Origin of the sequence: Agrobacterium tumefaciens (genome assembly GCF_005221325.1) — a bacterium.
Classification (GTDB): Bacteria; Pseudomonadota; Alphaproteobacteria; order Rhizobiales; family Rhizobiaceae; genus Agrobacterium.
Map to the genome: position 1 here is coordinate 2,257,512 of NZ_CP039888.1, position 20,280 is coordinate 2,277,791.

Sequence of the window (20,280 nt, forward strand, 5' to 3'; positions counted from 1 at the left end):
GTCCGCTAAAATCCTGAAACGCAAAAACCTCGACCGCATCGGCCTGTTCTTCGTGGCGCTGGTGATGATCTCGCCGGTCATCCTGTTCTTCATCTGGATGATCTCACTGTCGCTGAAATACGAAATCGATAACGGCGCCTATCCGCCTATCCTGATCCCGGAACGGTTTGCCTGGTCGAATTATGTGAAGGTGTTCGAGGAGAATAACTTCTTCCTGTATTTCTGGAACTCGGTCCTCGTCACCGGTGCCGCGACCATTCTGGCGCTCGTCATCGGCGTACCCGCCGGCTACGGCATCGCAAGGCTGAAGGCGGAAAAATCGGCCGTCGTCATCATGATCGCCCGCATGACGCCCGGCCTCTCCTTCCTCATCCCGCTGTTCCTGCTGTTTCAATGGCTGAACCTGCTCGGCACGCTCTGGCCGCAGATCATCATCCATCTTGTGGTCACGGTGCCAATCGTCGTCTGGATCATGATCGGTTATTTCGAAACCACGCCGAAGGAACTGGAAGAAGCGGCAAGCATCGATGGCGCATCCTCCTGGCAGGTGTTCCGGCTGGTGGCGCTGCCGATTGCCAAGCCCGGCATCGTCGTCTCCTTCATCCTCGCGGTCATCTTCTCGTGGAACAACTTCGTCTTCGGCATCGTGCTGGCCAGCCGTGAAACGCGCACCCTGCCGGTGGCGGTCTACAACATGCTGTCCTTCGAACAGGTGAGCTGGGGGCCGCTTGCCGCAGCCGCGTTGATCGTGACGCTGCCGGTGCTGCTGCTCACCATGTTCGCACAGAAACAGATCGTGGCGGGACTGACCGCCGGCGCCGTCAAAGGCGGCTGAACCAACAAATCATAACGGGAACCTCCACAATGGCACCGGTCAATATTCAGAACGTCCAGAAGCGCTTCGGCTCCGTCAACGTCATTCATGGCATCGACATCGACATCAAGGATGGCGAATTCGTCGTGCTGGTCGGTCCTTCGGGCTGCGGCAAATCCACCCTGCTGCGGATGATCGCCGGGCTGGAGGAACTGAGCGACGGCGAAATCCATATCGGTGCGCGGGAGGTGAGCCACCTGCCCGCCCGCGACCGCGATATCGCCATGGTCTTCCAGAACTACGCGCTTTATCCGCATATGACTGTCAAGGACAATATGGGCTTCGCGCTGAAGCTGAAGAAGGTCAGTGCCGAAGAAACCAGGGCCAAGGTCGACAGGGCCGCCGCTATTCTGGGGCTGGACAAGCTGCTGGACCGCTATCCGCGCCAGCTTTCCGGCGGCCAGCGCCAGCGTGTCGCCATGGGCCGCGCGCTGGTGCGCGATCCGCAGGTCTTCCTGTTCGATGAGCCGCTTTCCAACCTCGATGCCAAGCTGCGCGTACAGATGCGCGGCGAGATCAAGGCCATGCACCAGCGCATCGGCACCACCACCATTTACGTTACCCATGATCAGGTGGAGGCCATGACCATGGCCGACAAGATCGTGGTCCTGCATGACGGCGTGATCGAACAGATCGGCGCGCCGCTCGAGCTTTACGACCATCCCGCCAACCTCTTCGTTGCCGGCTTCATCGGTTCGCCCGCCATGAATTTCATTCGTGGCCGTCTCGAGGAAGGCGTGTTCCGCACCGCAAAGGGCCTCAGCCTGCCGCTACCCACCAATGCCGATATCGGCAAGCTCGGCGGTCGCGATCTCGTCTACGGCGTGCGCCCGGAACACATCCGTGCCGCCGAAACCGGCATCGAAGGCCGGGTCGAACTGGTCGAAGGCACCGGCTCGGAAATCTACGCCAAGCTCAATTGCAAGGGCGACGAGATCGCCTGCCTGTTCCGCGAGCGGCTCAACGTGCGCTTCGGCGATACGATCCACATTGCCATCGATCCGGCAACGGTGCATCTGTTCGACAAGGACAGTGGCAAGCGCATCTGAACAGGGCAGGAGCGAAGAGAATGGTAAAGGAAGCGGGCGGCAAGCATGTGCTCTGCGTGGGTGCCGCCGTGCTGGACACCCTTTTCCGTGTGCATGACATGCCGAAGGGCGAAGGCAAGGTCCTGCCCTATGAGATGCTGCAGATTGCCGAAGGCATGGCCTCCAGCGCCGCCTATGCCGCCCATCGCATGGGGGGTCGCGCTAGCCTCTGGGGCGCGGTGGGCGACGACGAAACCGGCACCCGCATCCTGCGCGATCTCGCCGAAAGCGGCATCGATGTTGCCGGCATGACCATCGCCGCCGGCGCGCGCTCGGCCCTGTCGACGATCATCATCGATGACCGGGGAGAACGGCTGATCGTGCCTTTTTACGATCATCGCCTGCATGAGAAAAAACGCTCCTGTACGCCGGCAGATATTGCCCCGTTCGATGCCGTTCTGGTGGATGTGCGCTGGCCGGAGCTGGCGCTCGATGTGCTGACTGTGGCGCGCGCGCTTGGCAAACCCGCCATTCTGGATGGCGATGTGGCGCCGGTGGAAACACTGGAGAAGCTTGCCCCTGCCGCGACCCATATCGTCTTTTCCGAACCCGCCGCCGCCCGGCTGACCGGGCTTGAAACGGTGAAGGACATGCTGCCGGTGCTGCATTCCCGCTACCCGCAGACCTTCATCGCCGTCACCGCCGGACCGGCGGGCTGCTGGTGGACGGAAGCGGGCGATCCCACGGTGCATTTCCAGACGACCATGCAGGTTAAGGCAGTGGATACGCTGGCAGCGGGCGATATCTTCCACGGCACCTTTGCGCTGGCGATGGCTGAAGGCATGCAAAGCCGCGCCGCCATCCGCCTCTCCTCCGTTGCCGCCGCGCTGAAATGCACGGTCTTCGGCGGTCGCATCGGCGCACCGACGCGCGAGGAGACGGAAGACGCGATGCGGCAATGGATGGAGCGTGAAGGCGAAGCCGCGCTGCGCGCCTCCTGAACGCATCCATTGCCCGCATAAAACTATTCCATTTTTGCGATGCCGTTTCCCGGCGAAGTAGTCTAACGTCAAGTCAGAGCAAAGCTTTTCGCAAGCCGCGCCTGTTCCACCTTGAGCCCGCATTCCGCAAAAGTGATCGCCCGATGCATCAGACGACCCGCCCGAGACTGCGCGATATCGGTTTCCGGCCCGGCCATTTCGAAACCGGCCCGCTCAACGCCATCACCGATGTCGAAGGCGTGACTGTTGGCCATTCGACCGTGATCGAGGGCGAGACGATCCGCACCGGCGCAACCGCGATCCTGCCGCATGGGGGCAATCTGTTTCAGGACAAGGTGCCCGCAGCCTTTGCCGTCTATAACGGCTTCGGCAAATTCGCCGGCTCTACCCAGATCGAGGAACTGGGCGAACTCGAGACACCTGTTATTCTCACCAACACGCTGGCGACCGGGCGGGCCATCGAGGCGATCAACCGCCATACGCTGTCACAGCCGGGCAATGAGAAGGTCGTTTCGATCAACGCCGTCGTCGGCGAAACCAACGATTCCCGCCTGAACGACATTCGCGCAGGCCGCCCGACGGTCGATGAGATCTCAGCCGCGCTGCGAAACGCTGCCACAGGCCCGGTGGTCGAGGGCGGCATTGGTGCCGGAACCGGCACCGTGGCCTTCGGCATGAAAGGCGGCATCGGTACCGCATCCCGCATCGTCGCCATCGCCGGAACGACCTATACGCTCGGCGTTCTCGTGCAGTCCAATTACGGCGGCCACCTGCTGGTCTGCGGCAAGCCCTATGTCAGCCCGGACCATCAGGACAAGGACGGCTCCATCGTCATCATTGTCGCCACCGATGCGCCGCTCTACTCCCGCAATCTGAAGCGTCTGGCGGCCAGAAGCTTCGGCGGGCTGGCGCGCACGGGTGCAGCACTCAGCAATGGCTCCGGCGATTACGCTCTGGCCTTTTCCACCGAAGAGCGTCTTCGCCGCACGCCCGCGCGCCGCAAGGCGCTGGCGGAATATCCTGAGCTTTCCAACGACGCGATCTCGCCGCTCTTTGAAGCCGCGATAGAGGCAACCGAGGAGGCGATCCTTAACTCGCTCTGCGCGGCCACGACGACATCAGGCTTTAATGCCGGCACCGGCAAGGCCTGCATGGTTGAGGCCATTTCCATCGACACGCTTAAAACCCTTCTTTCAGCCTGACCTTCCAGACGGAGTTTTCATGACCAGCCCATCCGGCCGCATCGTTTACGTCAACGGCGAATTCCTGCCCGAAGCGGACGCCCGCCTTTCCATCTTCGATCGCGGTTTCCTGTTCGGCGACGGCATTTATGAAGTCACGTCCGTTCTGGAAGGCAAGCTGATCGACAGCGACCTGCATATGGCCCGGCTGGAGCGCAGCGCCCGTGAGATCGATGTGGCGCTTCCTGTCACAACGAAAGAGATTGTCGAGGCCGAACGCCGTTTGATCGCCGACAACAATCTCGTCGAAGGCATGATCTACCTGCAGCTGACGCGTGGCGCCGAAGACCGCAACTTCCTGTTCTCCGCCGACCTGAAGCCGACGCTCGTCATGTTCACGCAGGCCAAGAAGCTGATCGGCACGCCGGTCGAAGAGGTTGGCATCGCCGTCAAATCCGTTCCCGATCAGCGCTGGGAACGCCGCGATATCAAGACCGTCTGCCTGCTCCCACAGGTCATGGCAAAACGCATCGCCAAGGCCGAAGGCTGCGACGAGGCCTGGATGATCGAGGATGGTTTCGTCACCGAAGGCGCGTCCTCGACCGCTTATATCGTCACCGCGGACAAAAAGATCATCACCCGCGGCAGCAGCAACAAGACCCTGCCCGGCTGCACCCGTCTCGCCGCCCTGCAACTGGCCAAGGAAGCCGGCTTCACGCTGGAAGAACGCCCTTTCGCGCTGGAAGAGGCCCTGAATGCGGACGAAGCCTGCCTCACCAGCGCCTCCAACTTCGTGGTTTCGGTCACGAAGATCGACGGCAAGCCGGTGGGTAACGGCAAGCCCGGCCCGATGGTGAGCCGCCTGCGCGCGCTCTACCTCGAAAACGCCCGCCGCACCGCCATCTGATCGAAAGCGTTTTGTTTGTCGCATTTCCGGATGGAAAACCGGGGCCACTTTTCCCGGAAATGCTCTAACTTTCGAGAACCGCCCAGATGCGCTCAACCACGGGCCGGCGGTTCTCCTTGGAACGATAAAGCCTGATATCGACGGCAATATCGAAACTTGAATCAGCGGCACGCACCAGAGCGCCGCTATCCAGCTCGTGCCGCATCAGGCTTTCCGGCACCCAGGCGACACCCCAACCGGCCATCGCCATGGCTTTCAGCCCCACCGACATGCTGCCCTCATGCACCCGCTCGAATTGCGGTAACCGCGCGCTCAGGAGATCGCGCAGCAGCGGCCCGAAGAACGAAGCCTTTTCATAATCCAGATAGGCAAAGGGTTTTTTCGCGTTTTCGACCAGCGCATGCAACGGTGCGCCATCCTGTGTTGGCGCTGAAACTGGAATGATGTTTTCAGCGCCGAGCACGCGGAATTCGAACAGCTGCGCATCGAGCAGCATCGGCACTTCGTGATGGGCATAGGTCAGAAGAAAATCGCTTTGCCCATCCACCAGCGAGTTGAGATTTTCTTCCATGCTGCCGGAATCGGGTCTCAACACTGAAAACAGCGGCCCGGCCGTCTCATTCACCCGTTTCAGCCAGTCGGGAAAGAAGGTGAAGGACAGGGTATGCAGCGCCGTCAGCCGAACTGTTCTGGCATCAGCCCCCTCCTCCTGCAGCAGCGTGCGCCGCGCATGGTAAAGCTGCTTCAGCGTCTCCTGCGCCACCGGCACGAACTTGACCCCCGCCTCGGTCAGCCGCGACGGATAGGAGGCACGGTCGACCAGCGTCGCGCCCACCCAGGCTTCCAGCTGCTTGATGCGCCGGCTGAAGGCGGATTGCGTCACATGCCGCTCATCCGCCGCCTTCGAAAAATTGAGCGTTCCGGCCAGCGCCAGGAAATCCTCGAGCCATTTGACTTCCAAGGCTCACACTCCCAACAAAAACATCTGTTCCGTCCACGCGGAAAGCGTCTTTATTAGGATCAACCCGAGGCGAATGAAACCCTTTTAAAGACTCCTCGAATATTCGATCATCCGCGCCCGGCTGGACACCAGCTCGATCCTGTTTTCACCCAGCCGGTTGAGGCAGACACGCTTCGTCCAGGGCCCGTCAATCAACGTGAAGATGAAGCGGCCGTTGCCGAGCGCCTTCAAAGGCATGCTGCGGCGTGTCGGGCCGATGCCCATCGTCAGCGACGAACCGCTGATCGAAAACTCAGCGCCCTCATCCGAACGCCATGATCCCGACAGATCATCCGGCACGGCATGCTCACCGACCGGCAGGAAGCGCCGGGCGGCATGGCCAGCCTCGCCAATGATCGCTTCGCCATCGAACCTCAGCCGCATGGGCGAGGAAGCGGAACGCGACGAGACCCAATCATCGGCATCCTCATGAAGCGTGTCGTCGCCATCGATGAAGGTAGATGTGCTGCCCTTGATCTCCAGCCACCACGGTCCGCTTTCGGTGACGTAAAGCCCGTCGGGCAGGCTGGCCGCGGGTTTCGGCAGCGGCAAACCAGTCAAGGCCGCCATGCTTTCCAGCGCGATCTTGAAACCGTTGGTATCCTCGCGGTTCGAGACCACCACGAAACCCGTACCGTTTTCAGGATCGAGCAGGAAATAGGTCTTGTAGCCCGGATGCGAACCGCCATGGCCAACGAAACGCCTGTCGCCGAGATGCGACCAGCGGAGGCCGAGCCCATATTCGCTCATCCGACCGTTGGCCAGTGGCCGCTCGGCGGAAAGCCTGTCGAGAACACCCGCAAAGCTGCCCTCACCCCGCATCAGTCCCTGCAGCCAGCGGGTCAGCGCCTCGGCACCGCCGGCAAGGCTGCCGGAGGCGGAAATATGCAGTCCGGCAGCCGAAAGCTGCCAGCTCTCTTCGGACTTCCAGTAACCCGGCACGAGACCGTCAACCGGATCGTTCCAGACGTCAGGCGCCTTCAGGAAAACCCCGAACCGACCGGCAATCTGCGCCTGCACGAAGTCATCGAAACGGAGCCCATGGCGCTCCAGCGCCGCCTCCACCAGACGGTAGCCCGTATTGGAATAGGAAACCTCGCTGCCGGCTGCGAAATTCAGTCGGGTCAAGCGCGTGAGATAATCGAGAAGCGGGCCGGCCTTCGTTTCGGTGTAAACCGAAAGACCAAGCAGCGACAGGCATTCGCGCGTATCCGGCAGCCCGCCGCTCATATCCAGCGCCTGCCCGACGGTGACATCGCGGAGCGGCGCCTGCAGCTCCGGCAGATGCTTGCCGAGCGGATCGTCCAGCCCGATCAGATCGGAATGGGCAAGCACCATGGCGCAAAAGGCGTGTTTGGTGACGGAGGCATAACGGACTACGCTTTGCGGCGTGAAAGGTGAGAAGGTCGAAAGGCTTTCGACACCACCGGCATGGGCGAAACGGATGCCATTAAGATCAAAACCGATGACGGCCCCGCCCGGCTCATTGCCCGCCCATTGCGAGACGAAGCTTTCGGAGAGGGTTGAAGCGGCGTTCCAGTCGAATTGCTGTGACATTGCTCGGTCTCGTGTTTTTGTGGTCTTTGCAGAAAGCCTCGACATCGCGGCTCGTTTCTTCTCCCCGCCGGGGAAAAGGTGGCCCGAAGGGGCGGATGAGGGGGCGACGCTAGCGATATGCGGAGAGCTTACCCCCTCAGCCCGCTGCCGCGGACTTCTCCCCGGCGGGGAGAAGAAACAAGCGGCATTCGCTCGATTTATCGGCACGTCGGTTAGCGGCCAGCCTTCAGGCCGGCTCTTCCAGCCGGATGCTCAGGCTGCGCAGCTCCTCCGTATGCGGATGTTTCGTGCGGCCTTCGCGCAGATCACCCGCACTCAGCTGCTCCACCATTTCCCCGTTCAGCATCACACCCACCTGCGGGCAGAGATGCGCGATGACAGCCAGATTGTGACTGACGAGAATATAGGTGAGGTTGCGCGCCGCGCGCAGGTCCTGCAACAGGTTCAGGATTTCCGCCTGCACCGAAACATCGAGCGCCGAAGTCGGCTCATCGAGCAGCAGCACCTGCGGGTCAGCAATCAGCGCACGCGCAATCGCCACACGCTGACGCTGGCCGCCGGAAAGCTGGTGCGGGAACCGGAAACGCACCCCCTGCGGCAGCGCCACATCCGAGAGCGCCTGCTGGATGCGCTTTTCGATATTGTCCATGCCGTGCACCAGCGGCAATTCACTGAGAATGCGGTCGATGGTCTGGCGCGGATGCAGCGAACCATAGGGGTCCTGAAACACCATCTGCACCTGCCGGAAGAATTCCGGCGTGCGCTTCAGCGGTGCATCCTTGCCGGCAAAGGCTATGCGGCCTTCCCAGCTTTCGTTGAGGCCCGCCATGGCGCGCAGGATGGTGGACTTGCCCGAGCCGCTTTCGCCGACGATGCCGAAGCTGCCGCCCTTTTCCACCGAAAAGGACACGCCTTTCACCACTTCCCGGTCGCCGAACTTGATACGGAGATTATCGACGTCGATCATTGGCTGGACCACGCTGCATCACGGTTGAGAACGGGAAGACGCTCGCGCGGATGCGTCAGCGAGGGAATGCAGTTCAAAAGTCCCTGCGTGTAAGGATGCTGGGCTTTCAGGAGTTCGGAAGCCTTCAGCTCCTCCATGACCCGGCCGGAATACATCACGGCGACACGGTCGCAGAAATGCGAAACGAGCGGCAGGTCGTGGCTGATGAGGATGAGGCCCATGCCGCGCTCCGACACCAGCTCCTCGATCAGCCGCAGGATTTCCGACTGCACCGTGGCGTCGAGTGCACTTGTCGGTTCGTCGGCGATCAAAAGTTCCGGATCGGGCGCTAGCATCATGGCAATCATGACACGCTGGCCCATGCCGCCGGAAACCTCATGCGCATAGGACGAAGCGACCTGACGCGGATTGCGGATCTTCACCTGATCGAGCAGGCCGATTGCCGCTTCCATGGCGGCCCGCTTGCCGCCACCCTTGTGGGCGCGCCAGGCTTCCGCGATCTGCGCACCCATGGTCTTCACCGGGTTCAGCGAATATTTCGGATCCTGAAGGATGAAACCCGCCCGTTTTCCCCGGATCTGGCGCATCTGCTTTTCACTGGCGGAGAGCACGTCGATACCGTCGAAAGCGAGCTTGTCGGCCCGGATATCGGCATTGGAGGGCAGAAGCTTCATCAGCGCCCGCGCCGTGAGGCTTTTTCCGGAACCGGATTCGCCGACAATACCGAGCTTTTCGGTGCCGAGCTTCATCGACACACCACGCACCGCCTCGAAACGGCTGGTGCGGGTCTGGAATGCAATCTTCAAATTTTCGATTTCGACCAGCATGGCTCAATGTCCCTTCGGGTCGAGAACGTCGCGCAGGCCATCGCCAAGGAAGTTGAAGGCGAGCGAAACGAGGAAGATGGCGATGCCGGGAATGGTGGCGACCCACCATTGTTCGAAGATGAAGCGCTTGGCCGTCGCAATCATCGCACCCCATTCCGGCGAAGGCGGCTGCGCACCCATGCCGAGGAAGCCGAGGCTGGCGGCGGTGATGATGATCGAGCTCATGTCGAGCGTGATGCGCACGATAAGGCTCGGCACGCAGAGCGGCGCAATGTGACGCGCAATGATGCGCCAGGCGGAAGCGCCGGTCAGCCTATAAGCCGCGACGAAGTCGCTGCCGCGCACCGTCATGGTCTCGGCGCGGGCCAGACGCGCATAGGGCGGCCATGCGGTGAGCGCAATGGCGAGAATGGCGCTTTCGACGCCCGGCTTCAGCGCCGCGACGAAGGCGAGTGCCAGAATGAGGCGCGGGAAGGCGAGAAACACATCCGTCACCCGCATCAGCACCGTATCGACGATACCGCCAAAATAACCGGCGATACAGCCGATGGCGAGGCCGATGGGTGCCACGAGAACGACGACGGCAATGACCATGCCGAGCGTGACGCGGCCACCATAGAGAATACGCGAGAGAATATCGCGGCCCAGCTCATCCGTGCCGAACCAGTGTTCGGCATTTGGAAACGCTAAGCGATTGCCGAGATTCTGCATTGCCGGATCATAGGGCGCGAGCAGCGGCGCCAGAAGCGACAGAGCAATGAAGAGGACGATGATGATGAGGCCGATCACCGCCAGCGGATTGGACTTGAGATTGAGCCAGATGCGATACCGGTTGCCCCAGGCAGCCTGTGTTCGCGAATGCGGCGTTTCATCCAGCGCCCAGTTTCTGAAATTAGCTAACATCATCGAACGCGAGGATCCATAACTCTGTAAAGCACGTCTGCGAGCAGGTTGAGGGCGACATAGATGAAGCCGATCAACAGGGTTGCTCCGACGACGGGGTTCATGTCCGCGTTCATCAGCGAGACGGTGAGGTATTGGCCGAGGCCCGGCCAGCTGAAGACGGTTTCCGTCACCACGGCGCCTTCGAGAAGGCCGGCATAGGTGAGCGCCAGAACCGTGACGAGCTGCACGGCGACCGTCGGGAAGGCGTGTCCCCAGATCACGGTCATGGCAGAAAGCCCCTTGGCGCGGGCGGTAATGACATATTCACCCTTCAGCGCGTCGATCATGAAGGCGCGCGTCATGCGGGTGATATAGGCCATGCTGAAATAGGCGAGGATGCAGACGGGCTGCACCATATGGGCGATGGCGTCGTAAAAGGCGCCCCAGTCGCCGGCAAGCAGCGTGTCGACCGTCATCAGGCCGGTGACCTGCGTGATCATGCCGTCATAGATAATGTCCTGACGGCCCGGTCCGGGTGCGACGCCAAGCGTGGCGTAAAAGACGAGCAGCGAAATCAGCGCCAGCATGAAAACAGGCACGGAGTGACCGGCAAGGCAGACGACGCGGATCACCTGATCCGTCAGCTTGCCCTGCTTGACGGCGGCCCAGACGCCGAGCGGAATGCCGATCAGGGCAGCGAGAATAAGCGCAGCCGTGGCAAGTTCGAACGTGGCGGGGAAAACGCGCTTGATATCGATCCAGACCGGATTGCGGGTCAGGATCGAATTGCCAAAATCGCCATGCAGGACCTGCGTGACATAATGGAAGAACTGCACGACCAGCGGCTGGTCGAGGCCCATTTCCGCCCGCACCCGCACGATGACATCTTCGGGCGCATTGTCGCCGACCGCCGCGATGACGGGATCGACGGGCATGACGCGCCCGATCATGAAGGTGATGATCATCAAACCGAACAGCGTCAGAATGACGCTGCCCAGTATCGACGATATGCTTTTAACGCGCTTGTTCAATGTCACGCTTTCTTCGCATCGTGGTAGGAATTGCCCTCGGAGAGAACGCCGAGTTCAAAGCCGGAAACGCCCTTGCGGAAGGCAGCCGTCTTCGTCGTCTGGAACATGAACACGAACGGGCTGTTTTCCATGTGCTCGCGCTGCAGGGCTTCATAAAGCTCGATGCGCTTTGCCGGATCACGCTCATCGCGAGCGGCTTCCGCCTTGGCGGCGAAGTCGTCGTTCTTGAAACGCGAACGCCATAGGAAGGGCTTCGACTTCACGTCGTCGCCATTGTCCTTGTTGATGTTGAAGACATCGGCATTGGAATGCGGATCGAAATAATCCGTGCCCCATGCGGAAAGCGCCATCTGATGCTCGCGGGCGCGCATCTTGGTCAGAACCTGGCGGTTTTCAGCCGATTGCAGACGCACCTTGATACCGATATCGGCAAGGTTTGCCTGGATGGCCTGCGCCAAATCCGGATAAGGCTGGGCGGAATAGTGGTCCATGCTGATTTCGAAACCGTCGGCGAGACCGGCTTCCACCATCAGCGCCTTGGCCTTCTCGACATCGCGCTGATACGGGATGTCGTTGACGGCGCCCGGGAAACCGTCCGGCTCGAAGCTCTGGTGCACTTCATGGGTCAGCGGCACGATGTTTTCCTGCATGCCCTTGTAGTCCAGCGCCCACTTGATGGCCTGCCAGACCTGCGGCCTGGCAAGGTTCTCATTGCCCTGATTGAGCGAGATCAGCACCAGCGAGGCGATGGACTTGCGCTCCAGCTCGATATTGGCATCGTCCTTGACGGTGCGCAGCTGCTCCGAGGTCAGGTCGCGGGCAATGTCGATATCGCCCTTCTGCAGCATCAGAAGCTGGGAAGACGGATCGGTGACGTGGCGCAGCACGATACGCTTGATATTGCCCTTGTAAGGACCGTTCGGGTTGACGGTGAGTGCTACGCTTTCGCTCGGCTTCCAGGCCTGCAGCATGAAATCGCCGGAACCGGCGCTGTTCTTCTGCAGCCAGCCATTGCCGAGGTCTTCGCCCGACGCATTGGCAAGAACCGCCTTCTTTTCGACGATCGCACCGATATTGGCGGAGAGGCAATAAAGCAGGAAGGAGATGGCGGTCGGCTTTGCCGTCGTCAGCTTCACGGTCTTGTCGTCGGCGGCAACGATGGTTGTCTCGGCATTCTCAGGCGTGAAGCCGAACTGGCTGATGATGAAGGCCGGGCTCTTGTTCATCTTGATGGCGCGCTGCAACGAGAAGGCAACGTCTTCCGCCGTGACTTTCGCGCCGCTCGAGAAGGTCGCTTCGTCACCGATCACGAAGGTGAAGACCTTGCTGTCCGCATCGGCTTCCCAGGATTTCGCGATAACCGGATCAACCTTGGTGGAGTCCTCGCGGTTGGCGCGCACCAGCTTCTGATACATGTTCGAGATGATTTCACCGCCCACGGCCTCGAAACCTTCATGCGGGTCAAGGCTCGTCATATTGTCCAGCTGCTGGGCAACGACCAGAATGTCCTTGGGTGTCGCGGCAAAGGCCGGAATGCGCGCATAGGACAGGAACGGAACGGCAGCGCCGGCAATCAACAGGTTGCGTCTTGAAATCATCGAAAATCCCCTTTCGGACCTTATTTTTCGGAAAATGGTATGGGTCTGCCCCAATCCAGTCATTTTTTTTATGTTTTCCCGCGATTACCACGAGCAAACGAGGCCCGACCAATTCCAAATTTGGCAGAGCCTATGCACGGATTGCATTTGCTCCCGCCTTGACCTTTCCTCTACCAATTCCCAAAAGTCTGAATAGGCGCGCATCCGCGCCCTCCCCCTATCCGAAGGTGAACGACTATGACCGATGAAAAAACCGTACCCGTCTTCGACGGCCACAACGATGTGCTTCTGCGGTTATGGCGGTCGGGCAATGCCTCTCCCGAAACCCTGCTCATCGAGGGTGACACGGTTGGCCACATCGACCTGCCACGCGCCAGGAAGGGTGGGCTGGCCGGCGGCCTCTGCGCCATCTACGTGCCGTCGCCAAGCATGGAGAAGGATACCAACGGCGATTTTTCGACACCGGCAGAAGCCGACGCGCTGAAGGCCACGCTCGCCATGGCCGGCCTGCTGTTCCGCGCCGAGAAACAATCCGCCGGCGCACTGAAGGTTTGCCGCACCGCCGCCGATATCCGCAGCGCCATGGCAGAGGGCGCTTTTGCCTCCGTCTTCCATATCGAGGGCGCGGAAGCGATCGGCGCCGATCTGGATGCGCTGCATGTGCTCCACGAGGCGGGCCTTCGCACGCTCGGACCAGTCTGGAGCCGCCCGAACATCTTCGCTTACGGCGTTCCCTTCCGTTTCCCCTCGACACCGGATATCGGCCCGGGCCTGACGGATGCCGGCAAAAGGCTGGTAAAAACCTGCAACGAGCTGAAGATCATGGTCGATCTCTCGCACATGAACGAACAGGGCTTCTGGGATATCGCCAAGATATCAGACGCGCCGCTGGTGGCATCGCACTCCAACGCTTACGCGCTGTGCAATCACAGCCGCAACCTCACGGACCGCCAGCTGGACGCCATCCGTGATACGGGCGGCCTTGCCGGCATCAACTTCGGCGTGCTGTTCCTGCGTCAGGACGGCGTGAAGAACCCGGATACCGATCTTGGCGAACTCGTCCGCCATGTGGATTACATCGTCAACCGCATCGGCATCGATCATGTCGCGCTCGGTTCGGATTTCGACGGCACCACCATTCCCGCCGCCATGAAGGATGCGGGCGATCTGCAATTGCTGGTCGAAGCCCTGCGCAAGGGCGGTTATGACGATGAGGCGTTCAACAAGATCTGCCACGGCAACTGGATCCGTGTGCTGGAAAAAACCTGGGGCGCGTAAGGCAAAAGGTAAGTTTCATCTCCGGCGCCCGGCGCCGGAGACATGAAAGCGGCGGGCCCTTAAGGCTTTGCCGCTTTTTTCTTGCCGGTCGCCCGAAAGGCGAGAAGCCCGGCGACAAGGCTGACCATCGCCCATTTCATCGGCAACAGATCCGCCGTCTCGCTGCGGATCGGCAGCACGGTCACGGTGCCGGGACGGGATTCATAACCCATCTGCCCTTTCGCCTTTGCCTCGGCGATCTGTTGCGGAGAAACCACCCATTCGGCACCGCGCGTCTTATCCACCGTCATGTACCCGCCACCAGCAACAAGGGCGAGTGCGAGCGAAACAACTATTCTTGTGGGCATGTTCATTGGCATCTCCTTCAATCGAAAGGAGCGTGTAGTTGCATCAAATGACACCACCAGGCAACCGATACGATCAATTTTCTCGTCTTTTTACCAGCCTCGGAAATCTCACATTTCCTAGTTGCATTTTCGCCGTTACACTTGGCAAACTCATCGAGGCTGGAGGCAAACTTCACATCGACACGTCACGCATTTCTGCTAAGCAAATTTCCTCAACCGAAACGAATTAGCGACACAATCCTGTGGTTCGCCAACCAACGGGACCGGCGCTGGAAAAAGTAAATGGCAGACAAGAGCGAAGTTATAGAGACGGATATTATCGACTCCCCGGTTGAAAGCTTTTTTGCCAGAAACCGGCCCTATCTGACGGCCATTGCGATAACGCTCATCTTCGTGATGATGACGTTCGCGATTTACCGTCTCACGTCGGAAGTACGATATGACGATGTGATCGCGGCTCTTCTTGGCACGTCGTTTTCAGCTGTTCTGCTCGCCATCGTCTTTACGGCACTGAGCTTCCTGTCGCTGATTTTCTACGATGCGAATGCCATCGAATATGTCGGCAAAAAAGTCCGTTTTCCGTCGATGGCGGCCACGGCCTTTGCGGCCTATGCCATCGGCAATACGGCCGGCTTCGGTCCGCTGAGCGGCGGCGCCATCCGCTTCCGCGCCTATTCCCGGCTCGGCCTCTCGCCGGGGGATATCGCCCGCGTCATCGCCTTCGTCACCCTGTCGTTCGGCCTCGGGCTTCTCTCCGTCAGCGCGCTTTCAACCTTCATCGTCGCGCCGCGCATCGCCGCGATCATCGGTTTCGATCCGCTGGTACTGAGAGGCGGAGCACTTGCCGTCATCGCCATCCTTGTGATCACCGCCTATATCGGCCGCAACGGCAAGGCGATCCGGCTCGGCAAATGGCAGCTGCGCCTTCCCGACAGCCGCACATCGTCACGCCAGTTCCTGGTGTCCGCCTTCGATATCGCTGCATCCGCCTCCGTTCTCTATGTGCTCCTGCCGGAAACCCATCTCGGCTGGCCGACCTTCTTCGCGATCTATGCCACGGCCGTCGGCCTCGGCGTGCTCAGCCATGTCCCCGCAGGCCTCGGTGTCTTCGAAACCGTCATGGTCGCGGGTCTCGGCAATGCCATCAGCGTCGATCAGCTGCTCGGAAGCCTCGTTCTTTATCGCGTCATCTACCACGTCCTGCCGCTGGTGGTTGCCATTCTGGTCATGATCGTTTCCGAAACGAAGCAGTTCGCGGCCAAGCCGGTGGTCTCTGATATCAGCCAGCTTGCGGTCAGGCTCGCACCGCCGCTGCTCTCCACCTTCGCGATCATTCTCGGCACCATGCTGATTTTTTCGAGCGTGACGCCGACGCCGGACAGCAACCTCGATTTCCTCTCGAATTTCGTGCCGTTGCCGATCATCGAAGCCGCCCATTTTCTGACCAGCATTCTCGGCCTCGGCCTCGTCGTCGCCTCCCGCGGCCTCGGGCAAAGACTTGATGGAGCCTGGTGGATCGCCCTCATTGCGGCCTCTCTTGCCCTCATCCTCTCCATCCTTAAGGCCATCGCGGTCTTCGAGGCGGTATTCCTCGGCATCTTCATCGCCGCACTCGCCCTCAATGTGCGCAGCTTCAACCGGCACGCCTCACTGGTCAAACAGGCGCTGGGACCAAGCTGGCTCGCGGCAATGGCCGTCATCATCGCTGGCGCGGCTACCATCCTCCTGTTCGTCTATCGTGATACCGATTACAGTCACGCATTGTGGTGGGAATTTGAGTTCTCCGAAGAAGCCCCCCGCGGGCTGCGCGCCCTGCTTGGTCTGGTGCTCGCTTCCTCGACCGTCGCAATTTTCAGCCTGATGCGGCCGGTCACCTTCAAGCCGGATTCCATCCAGCCGGAGGACGTGGAACGCGCCACCGACATCGTCATGCGACAGGATTCGGCCGACGCCAATCTGGTGCGCATGGGCGACAAGCATGTGATGTTTTCCGAAAGCGGCAATGCCTTCATCATGTACGGCATCCAGGGCCGCTCGTGGATCGCCTTTGCCGACCCCGTCGGCGACGAGGAGGATTTTCCTGACCTCGTCTGGCAATTCGTGGAAGCCGCCCGCGGAGCCGGCGCCCGCGCCGCCTTCTACCAAATTTCGCCCTTCCTTCTCTCCCATTGCGCCGATGCAGGCTTGCGCGCCTTCAAGCTCGGCGAGCTGGCGCTGGTTGATCTCACCGCCTTCGAACTGAAAGGCGGCAAGCTTGCCACCCTTCGCCAGTCGCTGAGCCGCGGCGCGCGCGACGGCCTCACTTTCGAGGTTATCGAGCGATCGCAGGTGCCCGATATCATGGATGAGTTGCAGCAGGTCTCCGACGGCTGGCTTGCGCACCACAATACGCGGGAAAAGCGCTTCTCGCTCGGCGCTTTCGAGCCTGATTACATTCTGTCGCAACCCGTCGCCGTGCTGCGCAAGGACGGGAAAATCACCGCCTTCGCCAATCTGATGGTGACGGAGACAAAAAAGGAAGCGACCATCGATCTCATGCGTTTTTCGGCGGATGCGCCGCGCGGCTCGATGGATTTCCTCTTCGTCAGCATCATGCAGCATCTGCGCGAGGCGGGATATGAAAGCTTCAATCTCGGCATGGCGCCCATGTCCGGCATGTCGAAGCGCGATGCCGCACCCGTCTGGGACCGTATCGGCAGCACGCTCTTCGAGCATGGCGAACGTTTCTACAACTTCAAGGGACTTCGCGCCTTCAAGGCAAAGTTCCACCCGAAATGGGAACCGCGTTACCTTGCCGTGCAGAACGGCGCAGACGCCGCTTTGGCGCTGATGGATGCAACGGTTCTGATCAGCGGCGGCGTTAGAGGAGTGATCGGAAAATGATGAAACGCAATCTGATAGGGGCATTCATTGCCGCTTCGACGCTACTCTCCTCATCTGTCGCCTTTTCTCAGGATAAGCCGGCTTATGAAACCGGCATGATCCCCGCCGACCACATCATGGTGCCTGATGGAGATATCCAGGCCAGCATTTTCCTCATCTCCGATGCCAATGGCTGGACGGATGCCGATGAGACCCTCGCCAAGGCGCTTGTCGAAAAAGGCGCCGCCGTCGTCGGCATCGACTTCAAGGAATATCTGAAGGCGCTCGAAGCCGATGACGACGAGTGCATCTACATGATCTCGGACATCGAGTCGCTGTCGCAGCAGATCCAGCGCACCGCCGGCACCGGCAGCTACCGCCAGCCGATCCTGACCGGCATCGGCAAGGGCGGCACGCTTGCGCTCGCCATGATCGCGCAGAGCCCGGTTTCCACCGTGCGGGAAGCGGTGGCGGTGGACCCGAAGGCGGGCCTGCCGCTGGAAAAGATTCTCTGCACCCCCGCAACCAAGGACAAGGTGGATGGTGAAACCGTCTACGGCCTCACCGATGGCCCCCTGCCGGCACCGGTCAGCGTCATCTTCACCCCTGACGCCGACCAGAAGGGCCGCGACCACGTCAACGCGCTCGTAAAACTGCATTCCGACATCGAGGTGACCGACGTTACCGACAAGGCGGACGAGGTGCTGACGCAGACGCTGTCCGACAAGGTCGATGCGGCCGGAGACAGCGACAACCCGCTCGGGCTCCCGATCACGGTTCTGGAAGCCAAACCTGTCATGGACACAATGGCGGTGATCTATTCCGGTGACGGCGGCTGGCGCGATCTGGACGAAGAAGTCGGCAGCGCCCTTCAGAAGCAGGGTGTGCCGGTCATCGGCGTCGATGCCCTGCGATATTTCTGGAAAGAGAAGGAACCGAAGGAAGTGGCGAGCGACCTCGCCCGCATCATCGACACCTATCGCAAGGAATGGAAAGTCCGCAATGTGGTGCTGATCGGTTATTCCTTCGGCGCCGATATCATTCCCGCCACCTACAATCTCCTGCCCGACCGGGTGAAATCATCCGTTGCGCAGCTTTCGCTGCTCGGCCTTTCCAACGAAGTGGATTTCGAAATCTCCGTTCAGGGATGGCTAGGCGTGGCCGGTGAAGGCAAGGGCGGCAAGACCGTCGATGACATCGCCAAGATCGACCCCAAGCTGGTGCAATGCGTTTATGGCACCGAGGAGGAAGATGAGGACCCCTGCCCCGGCCTCAAGGCCAAGGGTGTCGAAACCGTCGGCATCGAAGGCGGACACCATTTCGACGAGGATTACGAGGCGCTCGCCAAACGCATCGTCGCGTCGCTGAAAACCAGACTGGCGAAATAACCCGCCACAACCGGCGCACAGGCAGCATATTAGAGGCTGTACCCGTAGTTCCCGCTGGCAGTGAAGCTTGCGGAATCGATCAAACTATTATTCAAAAGAAACCGGCCTGCGGCGAATGTTCATCCCATTCCCGCAACCGTTCTGTCGTTGATCGCCAACCATGGATTTTATATTTCCGGACCGGTTCAGGGAGCCGCCGCATGCTCGCCGCAAAACGAAAAACAAAAACACCGGTCCTCGTGGAACGCATCGATCAATTCGTCAGCCAAGTCAAAGCGGCGATGAAAGGTGACGACGCTTCGCGAAACAGGAAAATCCGCGATCTGTGGGATGCCGAGGTCCGCTACCATTTCGATAATGGCCGCACGGAAAAGACGCTCGAACTTTACATCATGAAATATCGCAATGCGCTGAAGGCCGAATTCGGCCCAAAGAGCACCCCGCTTGCCATCTGCAACATGAAGAAGCTGCGCGAGCGGCTGAACACCTATATTGCCCGGGGAGATTATCAGAAGACAGGCGTGGCGACATCGATTGTCGAAAAAATCGAACGGGCGGAATTCAACACCGCCGGCCGCAAGCCCACGGTTCTTCTTCGCATTGCCGATTTTATTGCCACGATGAACGGCATGGGCGCAAAGGAGGACATGCAGTCCTTGTGGGACGCCGAAATCGCCATCATGAAGGGCCGGGCCCAGACGACGATCATTTCCTACATCACCAAATATCGAAACGCCATCCGCGAGGCCTTCGGTGACGACCATCCGATGCTGAAGATCGCCACCGGCGATGCCGCGATGTATGACCAGGCACGCCGGGTGAAGATGGAGAAGATCGCCAACAAGCACGGCGCGCTCATTACATTTGAAAACTACCGGCAGGTTCTGAAGATCTGCGAGGATTGCCTCAAGTCCAGCGATCCCCTGATGATCGGCATCGGCCTCATCGGCATGACGGGACGCCGCCCCTATGAAGTCTTCACCCAGGCGGAGTTTACACCTGCCCCCTATGGCAAGGGCATCTCCAAATGGAGCATCCTGTTCAACGGCCAAGCCAAGACGAAACAGGGTGAGGGCACGAAATTCGGGATCACCTATGAAATTCCGGTCCTGACGCGCTCCGAAACCGTACTGGCTGCCTATAAGCGCCTGCGCGAAAGCGGACAGGGAAAGTTATGGCATGGCATGTCGATCGACGATTTTTCCTCGGAAACCCGCCTGCTGTTGCGCGACACGGTTTTTAACCTGTTCGAGGATTTCTGGCCGAAGGAAGAACTTCCCAAGCCCTATGGCCTCAGACACCTCTATGCCGAAGTTGCCTATCACAATTTCGCGCCGCCCCATGTGACCAAGAACAGCTATTTCGCCGCCATTCTCGGTCACAATAATAACGACCTCGAAACGTCGCTGTCCTATATGACCTACACGCTGCCGGAAGACCGCGACAATGCGCTAGCGCGCTTGAAGCGGACCAATGAGCGGACATTGCAGCAAATGGCGACAATCGCGCCGGTGTCCCGCAAGGGATGATGCGCCAGCCGCGGATTTTC

The 20,280-nt window shown here is 60.2% G+C and carries 17 protein-coding genes; 9 read left to right on the forward strand and 8 right to left on the reverse strand.

Going from position 1 to position 20,280, the window contains the following annotated elements; genetic code table 11:
* The first annotated feature begins 13 nt into the window (after positions 1-13).
* From CFBP5499_RS11700 to CFBP5499_RS11720, 5 genes are all read left to right on the forward strand, one after another.
* A complete protein-coding gene (locus CFBP5499_RS11700; protein WP_170985890.1) occupies positions 14-835 on the forward strand; it encodes a carbohydrate ABC transporter permease in 822 nt (273 codons plus the stop codon).
* 29 nt (positions 836-864) lie between these two features.
* Positions 865-1,923: an ABC transporter ATP-binding protein gene (locus tag CFBP5499_RS11705; RefSeq protein WP_080824371.1), complete on the forward strand. Its 1,059-nt coding sequence runs from the start codon at positions 865-867 to the stop codon at positions 1,921-1,923.
* Between the two features lie 20 nt (positions 1,924-1,943).
* Positions 1,944-2,903: a sugar kinase gene (locus tag CFBP5499_RS11710; protein ID WP_080824370.1), complete on the forward strand. Its 960-nt coding sequence runs from the start codon at positions 1,944-1,946 to the stop codon at positions 2,901-2,903.
* A 143-nt stretch (positions 2,904-3,046) separates the two neighbouring features.
* The gene (locus CFBP5499_RS11715; RefSeq protein ID WP_080824369.1) at positions 3,047-4,105 is read left to right on the forward strand and encodes a P1 family peptidase; all 1,059 of its coding nucleotides are present in this window, start codon (positions 3,047-3,049) and stop codon (positions 4,103-4,105) included.
* Between the two features lie 19 nt (positions 4,106-4,124).
* Positions 4,125-4,991: a D-amino-acid transaminase gene (locus CFBP5499_RS11720; protein ID WP_080824368.1), complete on the forward strand. Its 867-nt coding sequence runs from the start codon at positions 4,125-4,127 to the stop codon at positions 4,989-4,991.
* A 64-nt stretch (positions 4,992-5,055) separates the two neighbouring features.
* On the opposite strand, the gene CFBP5499_RS11725 is transcribed toward CFBP5499_RS11720, so the two are convergent.
* The 7 genes from CFBP5499_RS11725 to CFBP5499_RS11755 all read right to left on the reverse strand — a co-directional run bounded on the left by CFBP5499_RS11725 (position 5,056) and on the right by CFBP5499_RS11755 (position 12,856).
* A complete protein-coding gene (locus tag CFBP5499_RS11725) occupies positions 5,056-5,952 on the reverse strand; it encodes a LysR substrate-binding domain-containing protein (RefSeq protein ID WP_080824367.1) in 897 nt (298 codons plus the stop codon).
* A gap of 84 nt (positions 5,953-6,036) precedes the next feature.
* A complete protein-coding gene (locus CFBP5499_RS11730) occupies positions 6,037-7,548 on the reverse strand; it encodes a serine hydrolase domain-containing protein (RefSeq protein ID WP_080824366.1) in 1,512 nt (503 codons plus the stop codon).
* Between the two features lie 226 nt (positions 7,549-7,774).
* Positions 7,775-8,515, reverse strand: a complete 741-nt coding sequence (locus tag CFBP5499_RS11735) for an ABC transporter ATP-binding protein (RefSeq protein WP_080824365.1) — start codon at positions 8,513-8,515, stop codon at positions 7,775-7,777.
* Positions 8,512-9,342 carry an ABC transporter ATP-binding protein gene (locus CFBP5499_RS11740; protein ID WP_080824364.1) on the reverse strand — a complete coding sequence of 277 codons (831 nt, stop codon included), beginning with the start codon at positions 9,340-9,342 and terminating at the stop codon, positions 8,512-8,514. The genes CFBP5499_RS11735 and CFBP5499_RS11740 overlap by 4 nt, the downstream gene beginning before the upstream one ends.
* 3 nt (positions 9,343-9,345) lie before the next feature.
* Positions 9,346-10,248, reverse strand: a complete 903-nt coding sequence (nikC, locus tag CFBP5499_RS11745) for a nickel transporter permease (protein ID WP_080824363.1) — start codon at positions 10,246-10,248, stop codon at positions 9,346-9,348.
* A complete protein-coding gene (locus tag CFBP5499_RS11750) occupies positions 10,245-11,258 on the reverse strand; it encodes an ABC transporter permease (RefSeq protein WP_175416782.1) in 1,014 nt (337 codons plus the stop codon). The genes nikC and CFBP5499_RS11750 overlap by 4 nt, the downstream gene beginning before the upstream one ends.
* A 2-nt stretch (positions 11,259-11,260) precedes the next feature.
* Positions 11,261-12,856 carry an ABC transporter substrate-binding protein gene (locus CFBP5499_RS11755; RefSeq protein ID WP_080824361.1) on the reverse strand — a complete coding sequence of 532 codons (1,596 nt, stop codon included), beginning with the start codon at positions 12,854-12,856 and terminating at the stop codon, positions 11,261-11,263.
* A 237-nt stretch (positions 12,857-13,093) separates the two neighbouring features.
* On the opposite strand from CFBP5499_RS11755, the gene CFBP5499_RS11760 reads away from it, so the two are divergent.
* Entirely contained in the window at positions 13,094-14,134 is a 1,041-nt protein-coding gene (locus CFBP5499_RS11760; RefSeq protein ID WP_080824360.1) for a dipeptidase, read from the forward strand.
* Between the two features lie 59 nt (positions 14,135-14,193).
* On the opposite strand, the gene CFBP5499_RS11765 is transcribed toward CFBP5499_RS11760, so the two are convergent.
* Positions 14,194-14,487, reverse strand: coding sequence for a hypothetical protein (locus CFBP5499_RS11765; RefSeq protein WP_080824359.1), 294 nt, complete (start codon positions 14,485-14,487; stop codon positions 14,194-14,196).
* Between the two features lie 276 nt (positions 14,488-14,763).
* On the opposite strand from CFBP5499_RS11765, the gene mprF reads away from it, so the two are divergent.
* The 3 genes from mprF to CFBP5499_RS11780 all read left to right on the forward strand — a co-directional run bounded on the left by mprF (position 14,764) and on the right by CFBP5499_RS11780 (position 20,260).
* Positions 14,764-17,364, forward strand: coding sequence for a bifunctional lysylphosphatidylglycerol flippase/synthetase MprF (mprF, locus tag CFBP5499_RS11770; RefSeq protein WP_080824358.1), 2,601 nt, complete (start codon positions 14,764-14,766; stop codon positions 17,362-17,364).
* Positions 17,361-18,731 (forward strand): lysyl-phosphatidylglycerol hydrolase AcvB, encoded by a 1,371-nt coding sequence (acvB, locus tag CFBP5499_RS11775; RefSeq protein WP_080824357.1) that lies wholly within the window; start codon positions 17,361-17,363, stop codon positions 18,729-18,731. Before mprF ends, acvB begins: the two co-directional genes overlap by 4 nt.
* A 200-nt stretch (positions 18,732-18,931) precedes the next feature.
* The gene (locus CFBP5499_RS11780; RefSeq protein WP_080824356.1) at positions 18,932-20,260 is read left to right on the forward strand and encodes a telomere resolvase; all 1,329 of its coding nucleotides are present in this window, start codon (positions 18,932-18,934) and stop codon (positions 20,258-20,260) included.
* Positions 20,261-20,280: the final 20 nt, after the last annotated feature.